Source organism: Thermodesulfomicrobium thermophilum DSM 16697, from assembly GCF_059568695.1.
The window spans coordinates 216496-233002 of record NZ_JCANTW010000013.1; the positions used below are offsets into that span (position 1 = coordinate 216496).

The 16507-nt window shown below is 64.1% G+C and carries 18 protein-coding genes and 1 tRNA gene; 10 read left to right on the forward strand and 9 right to left on the reverse strand.

Going from position 1 to position 16507, the window contains the following annotated elements:
- Nucleotides 1-57 precede the first annotated feature (57 nt).
- Genes BR00_RS06795 through BR00_RS06810 form a run of 4 tightly spaced genes read left to right on the forward strand, consistent with a single transcriptional unit; the run spans nt 58 to nt 3679 of the window.
- Complete coding sequence (locus tag BR00_RS06795; RefSeq protein ID WP_496476833.1) at nt 58-1146, forward strand: ABC transporter ATP-binding protein; 1089 nt, start codon at nt 58-60, stop codon at nt 1144-1146.
- On the forward strand, nt 1143-1979 hold the full coding sequence (locus BR00_RS06800) for an ABC transporter permease (protein ID WP_496476834.1): 837 nt from the start codon (nt 1143-1145) through the stop codon (nt 1977-1979). Before BR00_RS06795 ends, BR00_RS06800 begins: the two co-directional genes overlap by 4 nt.
- The gene (locus BR00_RS06805) at nt 1976-2830 is read left to right on the forward strand and encodes an ABC transporter permease (protein WP_496476835.1); all 855 of its coding nucleotides are present in this window, start codon (nt 1976-1978) and stop codon (nt 2828-2830) included. The genes BR00_RS06800 and BR00_RS06805 overlap by 4 nt, the downstream gene beginning before the upstream one ends.
- Nucleotides 2831-3679 carry a glycerophosphodiester phosphodiesterase gene (locus BR00_RS06810; RefSeq protein ID WP_496476836.1) on the forward strand — a complete coding sequence of 283 codons (849 nt, stop codon included), beginning with the start codon at nt 2831-2833 and terminating at the stop codon, nt 3677-3679.
- Nucleotides 3680-4001: 322 nt separating this feature from the next.
- On the opposite strand, the gene BR00_RS06815 is transcribed toward BR00_RS06810, so the two are convergent.
- The 9 genes from BR00_RS06815 to BR00_RS06855 all read right to left on the reverse strand — a co-directional run bounded on the left by BR00_RS06815 (nt 4002) and on the right by BR00_RS06855 (nt 11814).
- Entirely contained in the window at nt 4002-4901 is a 900-nt protein-coding gene (locus tag BR00_RS06815) for an amino acid ABC transporter permease (RefSeq protein WP_496476837.1), read from the reverse strand.
- Entirely contained in the window at nt 4898-5701 is an 804-nt protein-coding gene (locus tag BR00_RS06820) for a transporter substrate-binding domain-containing protein (RefSeq protein ID WP_496476838.1), read from the reverse strand. Before BR00_RS06820 ends, BR00_RS06815 begins: the two co-directional genes overlap by 4 nt.
- Entirely contained in the window at nt 5613-6527 is a 915-nt protein-coding gene (locus BR00_RS06825) for an amino acid ABC transporter permease (protein ID WP_496476839.1), read from the reverse strand. The genes BR00_RS06820 and BR00_RS06825 overlap by 89 nt, the downstream gene beginning before the upstream one ends.
- Before the next feature lie 84 nt (nt 6528-6611).
- Nucleotides 6612-6697 (reverse strand) — tRNA-Leu (locus BR00_RS06830).
- A gap of 35 nt (nt 6698-6732) precedes the next feature.
- Nucleotides 6733-7965: an L-serine ammonia-lyase, iron-sulfur-dependent, subunit alpha gene (locus BR00_RS06835; protein ID WP_496476840.1), complete on the reverse strand. Its 1233-nt coding sequence runs from the start codon at nt 7963-7965 to the stop codon at nt 6733-6735.
- Nucleotides 7966-7974: 9 nt separating this feature from the next.
- A complete protein-coding gene (locus BR00_RS06840; RefSeq protein WP_496476841.1) occupies nt 7975-9354 on the reverse strand; it encodes a DUF4139 domain-containing protein in 1380 nt (459 codons plus the stop codon).
- A 16-nt stretch (nt 9355-9370) separates the two neighbouring features.
- Nucleotides 9371-10141 (reverse strand): glycosyltransferase family 2 protein, encoded by a 771-nt coding sequence (locus tag BR00_RS06845; RefSeq protein ID WP_496476842.1) that lies wholly within the window; start codon nt 10139-10141, stop codon nt 9371-9373.
- On the reverse strand, nt 10134-10766 hold the full coding sequence (gene tmk / locus BR00_RS06850) for a dTMP kinase (protein WP_496476843.1): 633 nt from the start codon (nt 10764-10766) through the stop codon (nt 10134-10136). The genes BR00_RS06845 and tmk overlap by 8 nt, the downstream gene beginning before the upstream one ends.
- Nucleotides 10767-10809: 43 nt before the next feature.
- The gene (locus BR00_RS06855; protein WP_496476844.1) at nt 10810-11814 is read right to left on the reverse strand and encodes a 3'-5' exoribonuclease YhaM family protein; all 1005 of its coding nucleotides are present in this window, start codon (nt 11812-11814) and stop codon (nt 10810-10812) included.
- 146 nt (nt 11815-11960) lie between these two features.
- Between BR00_RS06855 and BR00_RS06860 the strand changes: the two genes are divergently transcribed.
- Genes BR00_RS06860 through fba form a run of 6 tightly spaced genes read left to right on the forward strand, consistent with a single transcriptional unit; the run spans nt 11961 to nt 16497 of the window.
- The gene (locus BR00_RS06860) at nt 11961-12275 is read left to right on the forward strand and encodes a 4Fe-4S dicluster domain-containing protein (protein WP_496476845.1); all 315 of its coding nucleotides are present in this window, start codon (nt 11961-11963) and stop codon (nt 12273-12275) included.
- Nucleotides 12250-13398: a 2-oxoacid:acceptor oxidoreductase subunit alpha gene (locus BR00_RS06865; protein ID WP_496476846.1), complete on the forward strand. Its 1149-nt coding sequence runs from the start codon at nt 12250-12252 to the stop codon at nt 13396-13398. The genes BR00_RS06860 and BR00_RS06865 overlap by 26 nt, the downstream gene beginning before the upstream one ends.
- Nucleotide 13399: 1 nt before the next feature.
- A complete protein-coding gene (locus BR00_RS06870; protein WP_496476847.1) occupies nt 13400-14248 on the forward strand; it encodes a 2-oxoacid:ferredoxin oxidoreductase subunit beta in 849 nt (282 codons plus the stop codon).
- The gene (locus BR00_RS06875) at nt 14230-14838 is read left to right on the forward strand and encodes a 2-oxoacid:acceptor oxidoreductase family protein (protein ID WP_496476848.1); all 609 of its coding nucleotides are present in this window, start codon (nt 14230-14232) and stop codon (nt 14836-14838) included. Before BR00_RS06870 ends, BR00_RS06875 begins: the two co-directional genes overlap by 19 nt.
- On the forward strand, nt 14796-15599 hold the full coding sequence (gene surE / locus BR00_RS06880; RefSeq protein ID WP_496476849.1) for a 5'/3'-nucleotidase SurE: 804 nt from the start codon (nt 14796-14798) through the stop codon (nt 15597-15599). The genes BR00_RS06875 and surE overlap by 43 nt, the downstream gene beginning before the upstream one ends.
- On the forward strand, nt 15568-16497 hold the full coding sequence (fba, locus tag BR00_RS06885) for a class II fructose-1,6-bisphosphate aldolase (protein WP_496476850.1): 930 nt from the start codon (nt 15568-15570) through the stop codon (nt 16495-16497). Before surE ends, fba begins: the two co-directional genes overlap by 32 nt.
- The last annotated feature ends 10 nt before the right edge of the window (nt 16498-16507 follow it).

Sequence of the window (16507 nt, forward strand, 5' to 3'; positions counted from 1 at the left end):
TGCACGGTCCGGAGCGTTTGCGCCCCGGACCTTCATTTTTTTTGATAAGGCAAGCGCATGCAATACGATCTGGTCATTTCCCGTCTGGTCAAGGAGTTCGGAACGTTCCGGGCCGTGGACGACGTGTCCTTCGAGGTGCCCAAGGGCTCCTTCTTTTCCATTCTCGGTCCCTCGGGCTGCGGCAAGACGACGTTGCTGCGCATGATCGCGGGCTTCGAGGAACAGACGAGCGGGCGTATCGAGATCAGCGGCCAGGATATGCGTGGGGTTACGCCCAACAGGCGGCCCGTGAACCTTGTCTTCCAGCACCTTGCGCTTTTCCCCATGATGAACGTGGCCGAGAACATTGCCTTTGGCCTGCGGCGCCGCAAGGTGCCCGCGGCCGAAATCCGCAGGCGCACGGAGGAGATGCTGGAACGGGTCGGCCTGCCCGGTTACGGCGCCAAGCGCATCCACCAGCTCTCTGGCGGCCAGAAGCAGCGTGTGGCCATTGCCCGCTGCTTGGTGCTCGATCCCAAGCTGTTGCTTTTGGATGAACCCTTGGGCGCCCTGGACCTGAAACTGAGGGAGCAGATGAAGGTCGAGCTCAAGAAACTCCAGGCCAAGGTCGGCACGACCTTCATCTACATCACCCACGATCAGTCCGAGGCCCTGGTCATGTCCGACACTGTGGCGGTCATGAACCGCGGGCGCTTCGAGCAGGTCGGCTCCCCGCAGGAACTCTACATGGATCCGCAGACGCCCTTCGTGGCGGGGTTCGTCGGGGACAACAATCGTTGGGAAGGGACGGTGGAGGAAGTGGAGGGTGAGACCGTCCTGATCCGCACCGACGAGGCCCTGGTTTTTCGTGCGCGCCGCAAGGCCGATGCACACAAGGGCCCGGCGACCCTGTTTTTGCGGCCCGAAGCCATGGTCATCGATCCGGTCGGAACGGACGGGCTCAATACGTTTCCGGCTGTGGTCAAGGCGATCCTGTTCGACGGCGCCAACAGCCGCCTGTTGACGGTGACCCCGTCGGGGCACGAGCTCCTCGCGGCCCTTCCCCAGAATCGCGCTTTCGACCACATCCGTCCCGGCGCAGAGATCACCCTGGGCTGGCACCCCCACTCGGGCATCGTTTTTGCTCGCAGGGAGGAATGTCCATGAACCGATCCGGCCTATTTTGGCTCTTTCTGACACCGGTCCTGCTGTGGCTCTTCCTGCTCATCGTGCTTCCGCACGTGGATCTGTTCATCCTGAGCTTCCGGACCGACGAGGGCTGGAGCCTTGAGAACTACGCGAACTTCTTCACCGAACCCATCTACTGGCTGACTTTCGTGCGCACGGCAGTCTATTCCATCATCACCACGTTGCTCACGCTGGTCGTGTCCCTGCCCGTGGCCTTCTACATCACCAAGCTCTCCCGGCCGAGGGTGCGCGGTTTCCTGATGATCCTCCTGCTTCTGCCGTTTTGGGTCAGCGAGTTGGTCCGGGTCTACGGGTGGATGATCCTGCTGCGCGAGTCCGGCGTGTTGAACTACCTTTTCCTGCAGCTCGGGCTTCTGGAGCGTCCCGTGGAGATGCTCTACAACGACGCGACCATGATCATGGGCCTGGTCTACACGTCCATGCTCTTCATGGTGGTGCCCCTGGTCTCGGTCATGGAGAGCCTCGACGACAGTCTGGTGGAGGCCGCCTACGACCTCGGCGCGAGCAAGATCTGCATCTGGCGTACGATCATCATCCCGCACTGCAAGCCGGGCATCACCTCCGGCGCCATCGTGGTATTCATGCTGGTGCTCGGCAACTACCTCACCCCCAACCTCATGGGCGGCAAGAACTCCCTGTGGTTCACGGAGCAGATCTACAACCAGTTCATCGCCAGCTTCAACTGGAACCAGGGGGCGGCCTTCGGCTTCCTGCTGCTGGCGCTCAGCTCGTGCATCGTCTGGGTCGGGCTCAAGCTCACGGGCCAGAAGCTCGGGGAGGTGGCGTCGTGATCCGCTCTCTGCCGCGCAGCAAGGCCTATGACTGGTCCTTCCGCTGCTTCATCCTTCTCTACTTCGCCTTCCTGTTCGCGCCGCTGCTCGTCACCTGCGTGCTGGCCTTCAACGATTCGAACTTTCCGTCCCTGCCTTGGCAGGGATTCACCCTGGACTGGTTTTTGGCCAGCGGACCGGACCGCATTGGTCTGTTTCACGACGACCAGAACCTGCGCGCCATCGTGACCAGCTTCAAGACGGCCTTGTGTGTCTCCATCCTCAGTACGGTGGTGGGCACCTGCGCCAGTTTCCTGTTCGAGAAGGAGGAGTTCCGCTTCAAGGGCGTACTCTACTTCCTGATGCTCGCGCCCCTGGTCATTCCCGGCGTCATCCTGGGTATCTCCCAGTTGCTGGCCGCCAATACGGCGGGCGCCTTTTTTGATGAGACGTTCGGGATAGATATCGAAGTGTTTCGTCCCAGTTTCTGGCTCGTGGTGCTGGGCCAGTTCTCGTTCATCACCACCTTCGTGACGCTGGTGGTGTCGGCCCGGCTGCGCAAATTCGACCACTCGCTGGAAGAGGCCGCCCTGAATCTTGGGGCCACCCCGCTCGGCGTCATCTGGCACATCACCCTGAAATTTCTGCGCCCTGCCATCGTGGGCGCCGGGGCCGTCGCCTTCCTCATGAGCTTCGAGAACTTCAATACGACCCTGTTTCTCGTCGGTTCCGAACCGACACTGCCCATCAACCTCTATCTGCAGGTGCGTGATGGTTCCACGCCGGTCATCAACGCGGTGTCCCTGATGCTCATCGTGGGGACGTCACTGTTGGCTTTGGTCAACGTCTATTTCACCAAAAAGGCTGATTAAATGTTTTTCGATCGCCTCCCCGGCTCGGGGTATGTTTGCGCCCATCGAGGCGCGCGCGCTTTGGCTCCCGAAAACACCATGATGGCGGCCGAACTCGGCCTTGCCCTCGGTGCGGACTATTGGGAAACGGATGTCCACAAGATCGCCGACGGCTCGCTGGTGATTTTTCACGATGACGTGTTGAGCCGTACGACGGACGTGCGCGACCACGACGAGTTCGCGGCCCGCGCGCCCTGGATTACGTCCGGCTTCTCCTTCGAGGAGCTGCGCCGGCTCGACGCAGGCGCATGGTTCGCCGAGCAGGACCCCTTCGGCACCATAGCCTCGGGCGAGGTGTCTCCGGTCGATGTCGACCGGATGCGCGGCCAGCGGATTCCCTCCCTGCGCGCGGTGCTGGAGTTCACCCGTAGGCACGACTTCCCCTTGAATATCGAGATCAAGGACCAGACCCAGTCTCCCGGTGATCTGTCCATCGTCGGCGACGTGCTGGAAATGGTGCGCTCCACCGGTGTCGAGGACCTCGTGCTGGTCTCATCGTTCAATCACGACTACCTGGCCGAGATGCGCAGGCTGGCCCCGGAAATCCCGATAGCCGTCCTGGTTGAGGGCGCCCACCCCGCCAACCTGGTGCAGTACCTCCATGATCTCGGCGCAGAAACCTATCATCCCGATCATGCGCTGGTCGACGCTGGTCTCGTGCGAGAGCTGACCGCTGCGGGCATCCGCGTGGCGCCCTGGACGGTCAATGACATGGACCGGGCCATGGCGCTGATCGACGCCGGGTGTTTCGGCATCATCACCGATTTTGTCCACTCCCTGCGCAAGAGGCTCGTGCACCGGCAGAAGTGATGGCCCCCGGTGGGGCAGCCGTTGCTCTCCGGCGAGCTTGTGTATCTCCCCAACCTCCTGGGTGACTTCGCACACGCCGAGACAGGCGCCGACATCGCCGAACACGGGGAAGGGGCGGAAGGCCCGCCCATGTTGATCCAGGATTCCGCAAGACACGGGACCATCACGCCCGCCGCCGCTATTTCCTCGCGCGGGTATTTCCGTCCAGGGCCCGCTGCGCGGGCGGCCCATGACACAACCTTGAGGCGTTGGGGCGGTGCGGCGTCTGGCTCACGCAGGCTGCCGCTGGCGCCGTCCCAACTCGCCCACACAGGGGATATTTTTATTGCCTGGTTCCAGACGGTTCCTGCCGCTGGGCGATGCGGGTTTCCACGATTTGGGCCAAGGCGGACAAAATGGCGGTGAGGAGGAAGTAGATGACTGCCACGGTGATCCAGACCTCGAAGGTGCGGTAGGTGGTGGCCATGAGCTGCATGCCTTGAAAGGTGAGCTCCTGGATGGAAATGACGGCCATGATGGCGGAGTCCTTGACTGTGGAGATGCCTTGGCCTGCCAGCGGGGGCACCATGACCCGCAGCGCCTGAGGCAGGATCACGTGGCGCAGGATTTGGCCTTGGGAGAGCCCGAGGGCAGAGCCGGCGTCCCATTGCCCGCGGCCAATGGATTGGATGCCGGCGCGCACGATTTCGGCCACGTAGGCCCCTTCCATGAGGCCCAGGATGCACGCTGCGGACCACAGGGCGTGCATCTGACTCACGGGGCCGAAGGCAAATTCCAACAGGCTCCGAACATTGCCGGTGGTGGTGCGGGCGGCGCTGTGCAGGTGGCTGAGAAACGGGATCTGGTCTGCGAGGAAGAAATAGCCGAGAAAGACGAGCACCAGCGGCGGGATATTGCGGATGCCGTGGATGAGGCACGCCGAGAGGGCGCGCAGATACGGCCAGTGGCTCACCCGGCACAGCCCGCCCACGGCGCCAAGGACTATGGCGATCAGTCCGCCCCAGAAGGAAAGGCGCAGGGTTTGGGCGACCCCTTGAAGAAGCAGCCCCGGGGCAAGCGCGGGCTCGGTGCGTACGAGATAGGGCGCAAGGGCCTTCCAATCCCAATCGTAGGGCACCTGGTGTCGGGCGCGCAGCGCGATCCCTGCCCCGGCGGCGGCAAGGACGAGGAGGAGGAGAAAGTCAGGCCACAGCCGTCGCCGTGGCCTGGGCGTCTTTTTCATTGGAGGCGCGACTGCCAATCCAGGGTGCGGAACCAGTAGGTGTAGCGTTCTTCCAACCAGCCTTGGGTTTGCTGGATGGTGATCCAGTTGTTGAGGAAATTGAGGAAGTCGTGGTCGCCTTTGGGCACGGCGAAGCCGATGGGTTCGCGGGTGAAGGTCTGGCCCGCAAGGGGCAGGTAGAGGCGGTCCTTGTGGCGTACTGCCTGATGCTCGGGGAAGGGCGCTGAAGCCACCATGGCGTGGGCGCGGCCGGTGAGCACCTCTTGGAGGGCCTGAGCTTCGTCGTCGAACATGCGCATGGTGGCTTTGGGCATGAACTTCTGCACCGCGGCCACGGAGGTGGCGCCGGTTTTCACTGCAATGACGGTTTCCGGGGTGTTGAAAGCGTCGATGCTCGTTTTGCGCGGTGCGGTTTGGGCATTGGCCACGATGGACATGCCGGAGAACTCGTAAGGGGCACTGAAGTTGACTTTGAGGTTGCGTGCCGGGGTGATGCCCATGCCGCCGATGATGATGTCGAACTTGCCGGCCAGCAGCGCCGGGATGATGCCCGACCACTTGGTGGGTACGAATTCCACCTGCACCCCCATGTCTTCGGCCAGCTTGCGGGCCACGTCGATCTCAAAGCCCATGTACTCGCCGTTTTTGTCCTTCATGGCCCAGGGCACGAAGGTATCGAATCCGACCCGAAGCACCCCGCGGCGGACGACCTCATCCAGGGTGTTTTGCGCCAGGCCTGGCGCGGCGAAACCCAAAAGGACCATGGCAAGAAGCAGCAAGGGGAGCACACGGTGGCGCATGACAACCTCCAGGAAGCGGGTTGAGGGATGAGGAGCCGTGCATGCGGGAGGCGACCCACGAGAGGGTTCCCGTGAGCACCAGGTACATGCCGGCGACGAAAAACCAGGTTTCGAAGACGAGAAACGTCTCCGCCACCACGGCCCCGGCGCGCATGGTGAGGTCGTAGACCGCGATGGTGGACACCAGGGCGGAGTCCTTGATGAGGGAGACCCCTTGGTTCACCAAGGCCGGAAGCACCGTGCGCACGGCTTGGGGCAGGATGATCCGGGCCCACAGGTGCCACGAGGACAGGCCCAGGCTGCGCCCGGCTTCCCATTGCCCTTGAGGCACGGCCAGGATGCCGGCGCGTAGGATTTCCGAGGCGTACGCTCCCTCGAACAGGGCCAGGGCCGTGACCGCAGTGGCCAGGCGGTCGATACCAAGGATCGGGGCGGCGACGAAGTAGAGAAAGAAGATTTGGACGATGAGCGGGGTGTTGCGCACCGCTTCCAACACCACCCGGGAGACGGCACGGGCAACGGGCGAGGCCGAAAGCCGCATGATCGCGAGGCTCGGGGCCACCAGGGCCATGCCGCCAAGTCCCCACAGGCTTACCTGGATGGTTTGGGCAAGGCCGAGGAGGAGGGGGCCCGGGGCGAGGCCGTCTTGGGTACGAAGCACGTACGGCCAGAGCCGACTCCATTGCCAAGTGTAGCCTACGTGTTCCGCCCCGCGCACCAGAATCCACGCGAGGCCGACCAGGGTGAGGAGCACCCGCGTCCACACCCATCCCGGATGGTGCCACCAGATCCTCCAGCACAGAGGAATGCGCACGCCAAACAGCATGTGCGGGTATTACGCCACCAGACGAGAAAAGTCCATCATGCGAAGACGAGGCACGGCACCATGGCAGATACGCGTGGCGGTGATTGGTGCCCGGGGCGGGATTTGAACCCGCACGGCCCGAAAGCCAAGGGATTTTAAGTCCCTGGTGTCTACCGTTCCACCACCCGGGCAGGAAAGGCAACTGTAGGCGCAGTGTCTGTCCGGGTCAATCGCCGTGGGAACGCGGCAGTCCTGCAGCTTTCTCAGGGCGCAGGAATACTCGGGCCAATCCTCCTTGCGCAGTCTCCCGGTACAGGGAAGGAAGGTCGTGGCCGGTCTGCTGCATGGCCTCCACCACCTGATCAAAGCTGATGAGATGGCGGCCGTCGGTGAGCAGGGCATACTCCGCGGCGGACAGGGCGCGGATGGCGGCAAAGGCGTTCCGTTCGATGCAGGGGACCTGCACCAAACCCAGAATAGGATCGCAGGTGAGGCCCAAATGGTGCTCCAGGCCCATTTCCGCAGCGTATTCCACCTGGGCGGGAGAGCCGCCGAGGATCTGCGCCGCTGCTGCGGCCGCCATGGCGCAGGCCACGCCCACTTCCCCCTGGCAGCCCACCTCCGCCCCGGCGATGGAGGCGTTGGTCTTGACGATATTGCCCACCAGTCCTGCCGTGGCCAAGGCCCGGAGGATGTCGGTTTCGTCCAAGTCCATGTCTTTGTGGAGGTAGGTGAGCACGGCGGGCATCACCCCGCAGGACCCGCAAGTGGGGGCGGTGGCCACCATGCCGCCTGCGGCGTTGTGCTCCGCCACCGCCAGGGCGTAGGCGGTGAGCAGGGCCGTGCGTCGCATGCTTCCCCGCAGGCTTTTGGTGCGGGCGAGCACGGACCTGGCCTTGCGCTGCAGCTTGAGCCCTCCGGGGAGCACGCCTTCGGCCTTGCTGCCTTCGCTGATGGCGGCGCGCATGGTGCGCCACACTGCGGCAAGGTGATCCCAGACGTCCGGTTCCACCTCATCCACCAGGGCCCACAATGGTCGGCCGGAGTCCTGCGCCCAGGCCAGGATCGTGGCCATGTGGCGCATGGGATAGATGGACGGCGCAGACGCCGCGTTGCCGCCAGGCTCGCGGAGTTCTCCGCCGCCGATGCTGAACACCGTCCAGGTTGCCGTGGGGGCGTTCTGCGCCGAGAGGGCTTCGAAGGTCATGCCGTTGGGATGAAAGGGCAGCGGCTCGGGATCCCAGAGGATTTCCGCCTGCAGCGGCGTAAGGCCTTGGAGGATGGCCTGGTCCGTCAAGTGGCCTTTGCCGGTGGCGGCGAGGCTTCCATGCAGGGTGACGCGTACGCGGACGGCGTCGGGGTGTTTTTGCCGAAAAATTTCCGCTGCCCGGCGTGGGCCCATGGTGTGGCTGCTGGATGGGCCCATGCCGATACGGTAGAGTTCTCGCAGAGATTGCATCGTGTGCTCCTACCACCGGGCTTCGACGGTGTACCGCACCACCACCGGGGCATCGGTTGGGGTGGGCGCAAGGGTGAGGTCAAGGAGGGCCGTGCGGCTGTCTTGTTGGACAAAGGGATGGGACGGGCCTTGGATGGTCCAGTCTCCATGGAAGCGTTCGGAAAGCTCCAGCCGCTGCGGGGTGCTTTTGGCGTTGTGGATGCGAAGTTCCCAGGTGCAGCGGGCGGCGTTGCGGCCGAGCTCTTGGTAGTCGAGCATACGCCGCTCGATGACGACGTCGAAAGACTCTCCCAGGCGCAGTCGGGCCTCGGTGTCCACAGGAGTGTGGCCGATGGTGTTTTCGCCAAGGAGTACGGGACCGCTTTCCGTCTTTCCGTATACGCGCACCGTCCCTTGCGGTAGGGGGATGCCGAGGCCGCTTGCGGCACGGTTGTGCAGACGGAGCATGGTCCGGGGGTGGGTGGTCGTGGTGGCGCCGGACCAGCGTTGGGGCATGGCGTCGCTCGCCGCGGCGAGATACGGCTCCACCTGGATGGTGCGCGCGGCGATGAGCGGGACCTGCACGGTCTCGTTGGCGGCGATGTCCACGGGCTGCGGCAGGGTGTACATGTGGCCGCTGGAAATCTCTTCCCGTTGGATTCGTGGTGCATCTTCCCGGGCCATCATAGGGGCGGCGAGGTAGTTGCGAGGAGCGCCTTCGTCGAAGTCCACATCGCCGGCCACCAGGCGCAGCTGCGCCCCGGTGAGGTCCAGTCCCGCATTGTTGGTGATGGTGGCCTGCCCCGTGAGCTCTCCGGTAGTGCCGTCGTGGTGGAGATAGAGGCTGTAGTCCATGGCCCAGCGCATGCCGCTCGCCAGGTAGAGAACCTCTATGTCGTGGTGGTTGGGGCCGAGGTTTTTGGCCTGCCAGGTGAGGGTGGGGGCGAGGACGAGGGAGTTTTCCTGCGGGATGTGGATGCCGCGGTGCTCGCCGATGTAGATGCCGTCTTCCATCTGGAAGATGGGCGGGATGGTGGCGGCAAGCAGCACCGCTTCCCGGGAGACGGTGCGCTCCGGAGTGGTGGGGTCGGGCAGGAGTACGCGTAGGGTATGGCCTTTGAGGGCGTTGAGAAGATTTGCCGGGGTGGTGATCCCGGGGTGGAAACGGGTGTCGGTGGCGGTTACGGTGCTCGGATCGGTACTCGAGCGCACGGTGACGGAGGAAAGGTCAAGGGTGGCCGCCACCCCGGGGAAGGTGACCGTGCTTTCGCCTTGGGGGAGTTCCACGCGGCGTAGGTGGCGGATGAGGGCGTGGTCGGCGCCGTACACCGTGACCTGGGTGGAAAGGTCGTGGGCCTCGGCGGACAGGGCGGTGAGCGCAAGGCCAAGGAGGGTGACGACGAGGAACATGGTCGGCTCCGCAGGTTTAGGAGGTGCTGTGGGTGTGGAGGGCAAGTTCCGTGGCGCGGAGGTATTTGTGGAAGGCGTAGAAAAAGCCGTTGACCGCCAGCACGAAACCCGCGCGGCCGTCGAGAAAGCCCGCACGCAGCACATATATCTTGGCAAAGCGGGCAAGTCCATGGGCCAGTGCCGTGAGCACCGAGGGGCGTTTTCCCTGGCGCACCAGGTCTTGGGCCGCGATTTGGGTGTAGGCGTTCATTTTTTCCACGTGCTGGGCCAGGTTGGCATAGGGGTAGTGGAGGATGTCGCCTGCAAGACGCCGGGTGGGGCCGTGGGGGCGGAATCCATAGTGCGGTGGGCAGACGTGGACCTCGGTCTTTTCCAGGAGAAAGACCCGGGGCAGGAGGTCCGGGTACCAGCCGCTATGGCGCAAGAATCGGTCGAAATAGAAGGACGCCCGCGGACAGAGAAAGGCCACGGCGTCGCCCGGGTCGGCGAGGGCCGCCTGGATGGACGCTTGCAGCGCAGGCGAGAGGATCTCGTCCTGATCTAGGGATACCACCCACGGGGTGTGGATCTGGGCAAAGGCAAAGCGGAATTGGTCCGCCGGGCCTGTCCAGGGGCGCACCAGCACCCGCGCCCCGCAGGTCGCGGCGATGTCCCGGGTGCGGTCGGTGCTCTCGGAGTCCACCACCAGGATTTCGTCGCAGAACGCCAGGGAGCGCAGGCAGGCTTCCAGGTGGCGCTCGCCGTCTTTGGTGAGCACAAGTCCCGTGACCGGAGGGCGGCTAGACATGGCCGCGCTCTTCCAGCACGCGCAGGATGGCGTCGAATACCGTTTCCGGCGTCCCTGTGGCGTCCACCACGGCGATGCGCGCACGGTTGAGGGCCGCCCAAGTGAGGTACCCCTCCCGCACGCGGGCGTGGAAGGCGAGGGCCTCGGCCTCGAATCGGCCTTCGTCCGTAGCTCCGGTGGTGAGGTTGCGGGCCAGCGCCCGGCGCAGCCCGGTTTCGGGGTCCACGTCGAGGACGATGGTCACATCGGGCCAGAGGCCGCCCACAGCCAGGTCGCAGAGTTCCGCCAGCCGGGCCGGAGTCATGCCGCGGCCGTAGCCCTGGTAGACGATGGTGGAGTCCGCGAACCGGTCGCAGAGCACCAGTCGGCCCGCATCCAGGGCCGGACGGATGACGGTGGCCACATGCTGGGCGCGGTCGGCAAGGTAGAGAAAGAGTTCGGCCTCGCGGGTGATGTCCGTGGCCGCAGGGTCCAGCAACAGCCGCCGCAGTTCCGTGCCCAGGCGGCTTCCTCCGGGCTCACGGGTGGTGAGCACGTCGTGGCCGTGACGGATGAAATACTCGGCCAGCAGCCGCTGTTGGGTGGTTTTTCCGCAGCCTTCCATGCCTTCGAGGGTAAGAAACATGGGGGATCTCCTGGGGTGATGAGGCGGGGTGATCGCAGAAGCCTCACGCCTGCGCCGTGTCGTTCGCAGGCGCGGTAGCGGCGGATGCGGGGCGCGGGGTGCGCAGGGGTTCGAACACGGCCCGGCCCAGCGCCGGGATGCGCTCCGACCAGGACAACGGGGGGCAGCCTGCCAGGGCCGCCCGGGTGGTGGCGATCTTGGCGTCCAGGTTGTCGGCGAAGTGGAGGATGAAGGCCTCCACGGTCATGGGCTCTCGGGGGGTGCCGAATTCCGGCTGCCCGTGGTGGCTCACCACCAGGTGCCGCAGATGCAGGGCAAGTCCCTCGGGGAGTTCGGGGACCTGGGCGAGGAATCGGTCGAGGATCTCCATGCCCAACACCAAATGGCCGATGAGTCGGCCGGCATCGGTGTACTCTCGGTCCAGGCCCGCGCTGATCTCAAAGGCCTTGCCCAGGTCATGGAAGAGGGTGGCCACCAGCAGGATCTCCTGGTCCGCCTCAGGGTAGAGGGCGGCGATGGATTGCGTCAGACGCATGACCGCCAGGGTGTGCTCCAAGAGCCCCCCGACGTAGGCGTGGTGTACTTTTTTGGCTCCTGGGGCCTGGATCAGCGCCGTGCGGATTTCCGGGTCCGTGAGTACCATGGCGCAGAGTGTGCGCCACGGGGCGTAGGTGAGGCCGGATTCCAAGAGCGCTTCTACCTGGGCAAGGAGTTCTGCGGCCGGGGTGGCGCTCACGGCCATGAAGTCCGCAAGGTCCACGGAGGCCGGGTCCACGAGGCGGAATGTAGTAATATTGATTTGCGCCTGGCCGTTGTACGACGTGACTGCGCCCTCTACCTTGGCGATGGCTCCGCGGGGTATGTCCGCGACGCTGAGGCTGGTGGGCGCCCAGATGCGGGCCTCCATCTGGCCGGTTTTGTCCATGAGGGTGATCTGCCAATAGCGGCCGTTTTTGGCCTCCCGGCGCTGGGCCGCGGTCACGGCGAAGAGGTCCGCCACGAGGTCGCCTGGGGCAAGGTCGCTGAGATAGGTTTGCTTGATAGTCATGGAAGTTGCCAATCCTCGGTGTCTGGCATAGGTGAGAGTGAATCCGCATGGGCTGGTAACAGCGCAACGAATCGTGTGTTTTTTTGCCCAAAACTTTGCAACTGGCAAGCCGCAATGGCGAGCCGAACTGGCCGCGGGAGGCGTGGATGGCTGGCAAGCGAGGACGGGGGCGGACCCGGGTGCGCATCTATCCGGACTGGTGCAAGGGCTGCGGCATTTGCGTGGCCTTTTGTCCGGCCGGGGTGTTCGCCATGGGGCCTCAGGGCAAGGCCGTGGTGGCCAAGGAAGCATTGTGTATGGATTGTGGATTTTGTGAACTCCATTGTCCGGATTTCGCGGTGTCCGTGACGCCTCGCCCGGAGGGGGCCCTAAAGGGGGCTGAGGCGTCCAAGGAAACCGAGCACGCAGGACACGAGGCGCACAAGGAGCCCGAGCATGGCGAGCAAGAAACGCAGTCGTAAGGAACTCTTCGCCCAGGGCAACGACGCCGTGGTGGAAGGGGCGCTGTTGTCGGGGTGTACGTTCTACGCCGGCTATCCCATCACCCCGTCCACGGAGATCGCCGAGGGCATGGCCGCCCGGTTGCCATACGTCCCGGATGGGGTCTTCATCCAGATGGAAGACGAGATCGCGAGCCTGGGCGCGGCCATTGGCGCGTCTTTGGCCGGGCGCAAGGCCATGACCGCCACCTCGGGGCCGGGGTTTTCCCTTATGCAGGAGCATATCGGCTACGCCTGCATGGTGGAGGCGCCGCTGGTCATCGTCAATGTCATGCGCGGGGGGCCCAGTACGGGGCTCCCGACGAGCCCGGCCCAAGGGGACGTGCAGCAGGCCCGCTGGGGGACGCACGGGGATCACTCCATCATCGTGCTCTCGGCAAGTAACGTTCAGGAATGCTTGGAAATGACTGTAACGGCCTTCAACTTCGCCGAAAAGTACCGCACTCCGGTGATCCTGCTCCTCGACGAGGTGACGGCCCATACCCGCGAGCGGCTGGTGATACCGGAAGCAGGAGAGGTGGAGATCCTTTCCCGGGTGGCGCCGTCCATGCCGCCGGAATGGTATGTCCCCTACGAAGACGGCCTGCGCGGGGTGCCGCCCATGCCGGCCATGGGCTCCGGATACCGGTACCACGTCACGGGGCTTACCCATGACCGCAACGGGTTCCCCACCTCGCGCCCCGACGAAGTCCAGGCCCTCATTTCCCGGCAGTTCCGCAAGATCGACCAGTTCTTCTACGACATCCAGCTTACGGAGTCCTACTTGTGCGACGACGCCGAGGTGGCGGTGGTGGCTTACGGGTGTGTGGCCCGCTCGGCGCGTTTGGCCGTGGATCTGGCCCGGGAACAGGGCGTGCGGGCGGGGCTCCTCCATCTGAAGACCCTGTTTCCTTTTCCGCGCCCTGCGGTGGAGGCGGTGCTGCGCACCTGTCCTCGGGTGGTGGTCCCGGAGATGAACATGGGGCAGATTTCACGCGAAGTAAAACGGGTGAACAACGGTCTGGCCGCCGTCCGTACCGTGAACCGCATCGATGGCCAGATCATCACCCCCCAGGAAATCCTCAAACCTCTGCTGCGAGGCTGACATGGCGGCCATTACCGAGCTCATTCACGATTACTTGCGCCACAACAAGAAGTTTCCGCACGTGCTCTGCGCCGGCTGCGGGCATGGTATCGTGCTCGGCGCCTTGATCCGCAGCATCCACTCCCTGGGACTCTCCAAGGACGACGTGGTCCTGGTGGCGGGCATCGGCTGCTCGGGCCGGGTGGCGGTGTACGTGGATTTCAACACGGTGCACACCTGCCATGGCCGGGCCCTCACCGTGGCCACAGGCATCAAGATGGCCAACCCGAAGCTCAAGGTCATCGCCATCATGGGCGATGGCGATGCCTTGGCCATCGGCGGCAACCATTTCATCCATGCCGCCCGCCGCAACATCGGTATCACCGCTTTGGTGCTCAATAACTCCATCTATGGGATGACGGGCGGCCAGGCGTCGCCGGCGTCGCCCACGGGCTCCATGTCCACGACCACGCCGTTGGGGCAATTGGAGCGCTCCTTCGACGTGGTGGACCTGGGTCTTGCCTGCGGCGCGGGGTATGTGGCCCGGGCCACGGCCATGCATGCCCTGCTTTTGGGAAAGCTCCTGGAAGAGGCACTCACCCGGCCGGGCTTCTGCTTGGTGGAGGTGCGCACCCCCTGCCCCACGCAGTACGGCCGCAAAAACGGGTTCAAGACTGCGGTAGAGATGTACCGCTGGTACAAGGAGCGGGCGGTGAAGCGGGAGCGTTGGGACTCATTGCCTGAAGACCAGCGGGCGCAGTCGTTTCCCATCGGCGTGTTTCGAGACGCCCCCCAGCCGGGCCTTGAAGAACGCTACTATGCCGCGTGTTCCCGCGTGCAGGAGAAGACGTCATGCCAGCAATCCCAATAGATCGTTTTGAAATTCGGCTCTCCGGCCTGGGCGGCCAGGGTATTTTGACCCTGGGGCGCATCCTTGGCCAGGCCCTGGCCTTGGAGCATGGCTACCATGTGGCCCAGACGCAAAGTTACGGTCCGGAGGCGCGAGGCGGAGCGAGCCGCGCCGACGTGGTGGTGAGTTCCCGTCCCATCAGCTATCCCAAACCGGTGAATCTGGACCTTCTGGTGGCCTTGAGCCAGGAAGCCTGCAACCTGTATTATCGGGATCTCAAGGGCGAAGGGCTTCTCTTGGTGGATGCCGACCTGGTGCCGCAGCCGCCCACCAACCGATTTTGCGCGCTCCCCTTCACCGCCCTTGCCCGGGAAAAGCTGGGGAACGCGCAGGCCATGAACATCGTATGCTTGGGAGCGTTGGTGCACGTGCTGCCCATGCTTTCCTTGAAGGCGGTGAAGGCGACGCTGCCAGCGGTGTTGCCCGCCAAGATCGTGGAACTCAATCTCAAGGCCGTGGAGCTGGGCTCTACACGGGCGAGGAAACGCTATCCGGATATTGCCACACAATGGACATTCTTCTCACCAACGACGACGGCATCAATGCCGTAGGGCTGCGCGCCCTGTACCGCGCCTTGCTCGATGCCGGCCACAACGTGCGCGTCGTGGCGCCCGTAACCGAGCAGAGCGCCGTGGGCCATGCCATTACTTTGTTTTCTCCCCTGCGCGTGGTGGAAGTGCGGGAGGTGGGCTTCGAGGGCTTGGGAGTGGTGGGCACTCCGGCTGATTGTGTCAAATTGGCGGTGCACCACGTGCTTGTGCGGCGGCCGGACCTGGTGATCTCGGGCATCAATGCCGGCGCCAACGTGGGCGTGGACGTGCTCTATTCCGGCACGGTTTCTGCGGCCACGGAAGGGGCCTTGGCCGGGATCCGCGCTTTGGCCGTATCCGTGGACGACTTCCGCCCCCGGGACCTTTCCGCCCAAGCCATGTGCACCGTCTCGTTCGTGGAGGACTTTCCCTGGGCGTCGCTGCCGCCGCTGACGGTGCTCAACCTCAACTTTCCCGCCGGGCCGTTGCCCTATCCGCCCCGCATCGAGGTGTGTCCGCAAACCAGCGCCACCTACCGGGACTGGTACATCGAGCGGGCCGATCCCCGCGGTCGGCCGTATTATTGGCTCGGAGGAGTCATTCCCGAGGAATTGGTACAGCCAGGTACGGACCGGGCTTTGCTCTCCCAGGGCTGTATCACGTTGACGCCGCTTACTTTTGACCTCACCCATTGGGCGTTTTTGAACGTCCTGCGAGATACCCTTCATCAACCCGAGCAAGGAGGATCCCATGCCCCTGACCACACCGAAAGCGATGTTTGAGCGGGCCTACGCCGAAGGTTTTGCCGTCGGCGGGTTCAACGTCAACAACATGGAAATCGTCCAAGGTATCATGGAGGCGGGTGCCGCGGAAAAATCCCCCCTGATCCTGCAAGTGTCGGCAGGAGCTCGCAAGTATGCCGGCCAGGCGTACATCATCAAATTGGTGGAAGCAGCCTTGACCACCGTGGATTTGCCGGTGGTCCTCCACCTGGACCACGGACAGAATTTCGAGATCTGTAAAGAGGTCATCGACGGGGGATTTTCGTCGGTGATGATCGACGGCTCGCATTTGCCGTACGAGGAAAACATCGCCGTGACCCGGAAGGTGGTGGAGTACGCCCATGACCGCGGGGTATGGGTGGAGGCGGAGCTGGGCCGCCTGGCAGGCGTGGAAGACGAGGTCCATTCCGCGGAAAACGTCTATACGGACCCGGACCAGGCGGCGGAATTCGTGGAACGCACCGGGTGCGATTCCTTGGCCATCGCTATCGGCACCAGTCACGGGGCCTACAAGTTTGCCGGTGAGGCCCGTTTGGATTTCGATCGCCTGGAGAAGGTGGGCAAACTTTTGCCGGGCTTTCCCATCGTGCTCCACGGCGCATCCTCGGTGCCTCAGGAGTTCGTGGCCATGGCCAATACGTACGGCGCGCAGATCGGCGGCGCCCGCGGGGTGCCGGAAGAGCTGTTGCGCAAGGCCGCCGGCATGGCGGTGTGCAAGATCAATATCGATACCGATATCCGTTTGGCCATGACCGCCACCATCCGCAAGTATCTCGCCGAGCATCCGGACCACTTCGATCCGCGGCAGTACTTGAGCGTGGCACGGGACGCGGTGCGGGATATGGTGCGGCATAAAATCCGCAACGTCTTGGGTTCGAGCAATAAAATCGACGCATAAGGAGAAGAGA